We start from the raw sequence: 5,029 nt of genomic DNA, 5'->3' as shown, positions 1-5,029 counted from the left end.
GCCGCCCTGAAGCGTTCGCCCTCGAAATCCAACATTGACCATGATCGCAAGGTCGCATAATCTATGCCGCACCCGCCGTCCCAACCTTCAACTGTCTGTGGGACATTGCCTACTTTCGGGAACTGACTGGCAAACAGAAGTGGCAGATCGTCGTTGCGCTTCAGGTGGCCATGATGGAACGCCAGCATCGTCTTTCCATGCTGGTAGACATAGTAGGGCAGAGCCGAATCGATCACCTGGACGCGCGGCTCATTCTCGTACAGAGCGGCGAACATGGCGCGAAGCCAGATGCTCGAGGCCATGTCATGATTGCCCTCGGCGAGCAGCACAACAACTTTCTCATGCCGCTCGAGCGAGAAATCAACGATACGGCGCAAGATGCGGATGGATGCGGCGACGATCTTCGAGAATCGGCCATCCTGGTCGAGAATGTGACCATGCGTAGGCGTCACAGGCAGCAGGCCGGAGCCATCGGAGTGCAGCCAGTCGCCGAGCTGCGCAACAAGGCCCACCGATGCTTGTGGCGCCGCATTGACCATATGGCAGAAAGCCGCAGTCAGCGTGCGCTCAGCAATCTTCAGGTCCCAATCGGCGTCGAGCGTTTCTTTCGCGGACGCAAGCATTCCGACGTGGCAATCCGTCAGAGTGTAGACGTTGCACAGCGCAGAATCTGTCCTTGCCGGAGCGGGAGCAGGCTTTACCCTCGGCAGTGTTTCCGCCATCGCGGCAAACGCCTCGCGCATCAGTTCTTCCTGACGCTCTCGGTTGACAGCGGATTTGACCCACTGGCCGGAAGGAACGCCCTCCTTGTTGTAGTAGGTCGACACGCCCTTGACCAGATAGCCATCAGGCACCGTGCGGTGCATGTCGTGCCGCGGCGAGTATCCCGCCTTAGCAGCACGCTTCTCGAGCCTGTCCAGAGCACGGATGATCGTGCTGTGATGCAGCCCCAGCGCTTGGCCAGCCGCATTGGGTGAGCCGTGCTTGGCTACAGCATCGAGGAATTCGGCCTCACGGGCGTCTGCGAATTCGCGTAATCGCTCATCGTACTCTCGCGGTGCGGCCATGCTTTCCCCTTAAGACGTCAATTTTGGCCGGAATTCGCCACACCACAGTGTGACTTCGACTTCCGGGAATCTGTGCTCAACGAACCCTGTTGAGCCTTCATAGATCACTTGCGGCGGGTTACGCCGGCATTCGATCGACTCTTTCAGGAACAGTGCGAACCGGCACTGCTTGCATGTCTCGGTAGGCTCAACCGGTTCCTGCTTGGATCGGGAGCGCGTTGCCATTGAGACACCTGGAATAAAAAAGCCCGTCACCTTTCAGCGCGGGCTAACGTCGGAGAAAACGACGAGGGGATTGGGTGAAGGCTTGACGCTCGGCCCGCATGGCGCAGTGGCCTCCTATCGGAGCGCGCGACCGACTCTGTTTTACCTTCACGGCTGGCGGCTCGACCCTGTAAGGTGGGTTCGTGCCAGCGACGCGTACTGGCATACGCGGAGCCGCCATGCGTGAAAGTGGCACGTTACGGGTTCGTGCATTCCGGCCTATCTTCCGGTCGATTTAGGCGCTCCGCTCGCCCGTGTGCAATTCTGCTAGGCCAACTAGCTGGCGGCGGAGCAGGGGATCAAAACTGCTTTTCAGTTGGATCGCAGCACTGCCGACCCTCTACCAACTCTCGTGCGCACCACCAGCAGCGAGTCAGCCGTCCCAGCCTTCCGCCAGGTCGATCATGATCTGCGTCATTCCCATGTTCCAGGTTGCGCACAGGAGGAAATATGCTGTCACGGGATTCATTTGAGCAGCCCACGCAGTTCGTCCAGCTTTGCGATGTACCATGCCCTCAGGGCGGGATCGAGATTGCGCTGACGCTCTAGCGCCTGCTCAATGTCGTCGATCAGTTTCTGTGCGGTCATGGCTTACTCAAGGCGGGCGAATTCGCCGTGCAATTCTGCTGCGGCTTTACGATATGCGGCATGCGCTTCTTCTGGCGTAGCGAAATAGCCGAGATGCTTACGTCGCCCGTTCAACATGATTTGCGCCTTCCATCTTTCCCCTCTGCCCTTCTTCGTAACACCTTTGAGCCCAACGGTGCTATGCGCATAAGGGCTCTTGTTCTTGGCGTTTTCGCTGTGGGAGCAAATTCTGAGATTGGCGCGGCAATTGTTCAGTCGATTTCCATCTATATGATCGACCTCGCGCTTATCGTCGTGCGAAAGACCCATAATCGCGCGGTGCATCAGCAACTGCGTGCGCTTACCGTATTTTGTGGCATGAGGAACATTCCGCCTCGCGTAGCCATTTGATGAAACGTGCCACTTATATTGCGAAATGTGCTCGTAATCATCATCATCGACGAGCGAGATTTTCCCTCGCGTTAGCGATATTTCCTTCATTTTTGGTCTCGGAAAGACCTGAGAACCCGCGTCGTCAATAGACGTTGGCGGACCGGTCATGTACCGGCACGCGGGTTTTCAGGGCTTACATGAATCCGCCGCCAAGCGGAATGAGATGGGGTTGCTCGTCTATTCCGAGCCGCCAGGGGCGTTGCACCCCAATGCGGATGGGTTGCGGCTCACGAATGGTCCGCGGCAGGGTGAAACAGTTCCTCGGCTCGCTTGCGCGCCTCACTCCATTCGCCATCAGTCTTGCGAGGCTTCAGCGTGAGAATAGGGCGCTTGCTTGCCGGTCTTTCTGCTTGCCGTTTCTCGCGTGCCTGCTTGGCCTCCAATATGGCCATCGGATCGCCGTACATGTGCGATTCGAGAGCGGTTGAGCGAGTCATGGCAGCAGAATGCAAAAAGCCCCGGCAGCACTTACTGGCGGGGCTTCAAGGAAATTTCGGGACGAGTTCCACCATCAAGGGTGGAAACGGAGCTTTCGCTCTATCGTCATGCGTTGGCTCTGTTTCGCGTTCGCTACTACGACGACTAAGTACGGAGGATATACCATCTATCGCGGTTGTCAAGAGGGTATGCGCAATATTTTGTGTGCCGCTCGCTCTTCTTCTGGCATGTCAGGCCAATACCTATTGCCCTTAACGACATTTTCCCTGGCCGGTATTACGCGCAGGTTCTCTTCCCAGTGGAGCCCAAAGACAATCCGCATTCCCGTAAACGGGCCATATGTTGCTATTGGACCCTGGAGGGGCACGATGTGATCGACATGGTGAGGTACGCCAGTTTCCTTCGTTAAGCGGGCGGCCTCGTCATAGATTGCCGCGATCTTCTTGGGGTCAGCCCATGGAGGCGTAGCTCGCAGCTCGGCAGCTTGACGTTGTCGACCCTCCTCCGCGAGCCTTTCGACCATACCTTCGAGGGAATACTCGCGCGCCCACTGAGCGACGTTACCAGCATTGCGCTCCCACCATTCGGCCTCTGCGGCCAACTGCTGCTCCGCCTCAAAACGCAGTTTCTCTTCCCGCCTCTTCGTCCATAGGGCGTCTTCGGCTTTGGCCGAACAAAAATCGCACGTCACGTATCGTTTGCACTCGGGGTAGTGACTATGCCGCCGGCCCCCAAAATACTTTCGAGGAAGTTTCGCTCGGCATGTGTGGCAATTCCTGATCTTCGGAAGTCCGCCCTCAGGAAGAGGATGAAACCTGCACTTCAAGCACGTGTCGTCCGCTTCCCGAACCAATGAATACGCACCATCGAACCGGTCAATCGTCTTCAGTTCATTGCACTTAACACAGCGCTTGAATTTTCCCCCAACCTTGCTGTTCTCCCTCAGCCATTCCCGGTCGGCCTCGCTCACGACAAAAGCTCCCGCACACGGCCGCTCGTCGCTGCTATTGCCCCATACATGCACGCCGTCACGCCTTCGAATCGCTTGGCGTGCTTAGGCCACGACTCCACCGGAAAGCCAGCGCACGATGCGCGTTCGTAATCGGTGTATTGCTTAGCTCCAGTTCCGTTGCATTTGGTGCATTGAGCGAGGTGAGCGCCTTCCATTGCGCTTCCTGTTCCATGGCATTTTTCGCACGCATCAAGCATCCATTCGCGAAACGCAGTATTCGCGAGCGCCCGCGCATACGACATTTCCACCTTCAGGCGCTGCGCCGCCTTGTGCGTCAGAAGATGAATCGCACGCTGGCCCGATTGCCGATCATGGCAATACTTGGCCCGGAATAGAGCGGAGCCCAGCGCATCCGACATTCCAACCGCTGTCAGTCTGTCAATTGCCTGTTCGAACTCAGCATGCCATGCGAGATTCTTTGATTGCATGGCGCTAACGATCATTTCTCGAATCATCACGAACCCCGCAAAGGCGCAAAATGTTGTTGATCAAAGACGTCAAATGCTGCTCGATATTTTAGCAGAAAAGCGATTCGTAGTCCTATTTAGAAGCGCTGTCAATCCTCTATTTTGAGATTATTCTTCGAGTCCCGTTGCGCCCATGAACGAGTAGTTCACGCCGTCATCTTTTGAGGGCGAGGCGGGCACCTCCGGTACGGGTCTATCCCGCCACTTCCTGTTATGCATCGTCGGCGCCACATACCGCGGACGGTGGAGGTAGCGGATAGCAGCAAACACGGCGCAGTTGAATACGCCTAGGCCGTAGAAGGCGACGCAGAGTAGGGCTGTTTTCATGACTGCTCCTTGCGCGCGGCGTCGATAGCGACATCGAGAGCAGGGTCATACATGCGGTCGCTCTTATTGGCGTCGAAGTAGGCTTGAGCCTCTGTTGCATGCGGCTCCTCGTCTTCCGGAATAAGGCCGGGTCCTTCGAGCGTGTTCTCAATCCATTCCATCGCGCCCTCAGCGCCTTCGCCGTGCTGCCACTCGATCCAGGCAGCCTGCATCGCGACCGTGTTGTTATGCATGATCGTGCTCATCATCTGACCGCTGCGCAGAAGCTTTGCGTTATCAACGCGCAACCTCTCACACTCCGCCATCACCTTTTCGTACTCCGCGTGGCAATGTCCCAGGCGTAGTTGAAGGTTGAAGGCGGCGGTTCGCCAGTGGAATCCGAGAGAATCGGGTTTCCAGGACCAACCTCCCGAACAGGGAACCAAGGAGAACCG

8 protein-coding genes are annotated in these 5,029 nt (G+C 57.0%); all 8 read right to left on the bottom strand.

Features of this window, described 5'->3' with window-relative positions:
* Positions 1 to 1,067, bottom strand: a 1,067-nt coding sequence (locus HV711_RS32785) for a helix-turn-helix domain-containing protein (RefSeq protein WP_175145647.1), incomplete at its 3' end; no start/stop codon positions are given.
* A 729-nt stretch (positions 1,068 to 1,796) separates the two neighbouring features.
* Complete coding sequence (locus tag HV711_RS33880) at positions 1,797 to 1,919, bottom strand: hypothetical protein (protein WP_279612680.1); 123 nt, start codon at positions 1,917 to 1,919, stop codon at positions 1,797 to 1,799.
* Between the two features lie 3 nt (positions 1,920 to 1,922).
* Positions 1,923 to 2,399 carry an HNH endonuclease gene (locus HV711_RS32780; RefSeq protein ID WP_051224772.1) on the bottom strand — a complete coding sequence of 159 codons (477 nt, stop codon included), beginning with the start codon at positions 2,397 to 2,399 and terminating at the stop codon, positions 1,923 to 1,925.
* Between the two features lie 179 nt (positions 2,400 to 2,578).
* Complete coding sequence (locus tag HV711_RS32775) at positions 2,579 to 2,758, bottom strand: hypothetical protein (RefSeq protein WP_035485324.1); 180 nt, start codon at positions 2,756 to 2,758, stop codon at positions 2,579 to 2,581.
* Positions 2,759 to 2,967: 209 nt separating this feature from the next.
* Positions 2,968 to 3,759 (bottom strand): hypothetical protein, encoded by a 792-nt coding sequence (locus HV711_RS32770; protein WP_175145642.1) that lies wholly within the window; start codon positions 3,757 to 3,759, stop codon positions 2,968 to 2,970.
* Entirely contained in the window at positions 3,756 to 4,259 is a 504-nt protein-coding gene (locus tag HV711_RS32765; protein ID WP_175145640.1) for a zinc finger-like domain-containing protein, read from the bottom strand. The genes HV711_RS32770 and HV711_RS32765 overlap by 4 nt, the downstream gene beginning before the upstream one ends.
* A 117-nt stretch (positions 4,260 to 4,376) precedes the next feature.
* On the bottom strand, positions 4,377 to 4,595 hold the full coding sequence (locus tag HV711_RS32760) for a hypothetical protein (protein WP_035485328.1): 219 nt from the start codon (positions 4,593 to 4,595) through the stop codon (positions 4,377 to 4,379).
* Positions 4,592 to 5,029, bottom strand: a 438-nt coding sequence (locus HV711_RS33340; RefSeq protein ID WP_217468977.1) for a hypothetical protein, incomplete at its 5' end; no start/stop codon positions are given. The genes HV711_RS33340 and HV711_RS32760, both read right to left, overlap by 4 nt.

The sequence above is a fragment of the Paraburkholderia phenoliruptrix genome (assembly GCF_902859825.1).
Taxonomy (GTDB): Bacteria; Pseudomonadota; Gammaproteobacteria; order Burkholderiales; family Burkholderiaceae; genus Paraburkholderia; species Paraburkholderia phenoliruptrix.
Note: the sequence above shows the minus strand (reverse complement) of the source record. Positions and strands in the feature narration are given on the sequence as shown.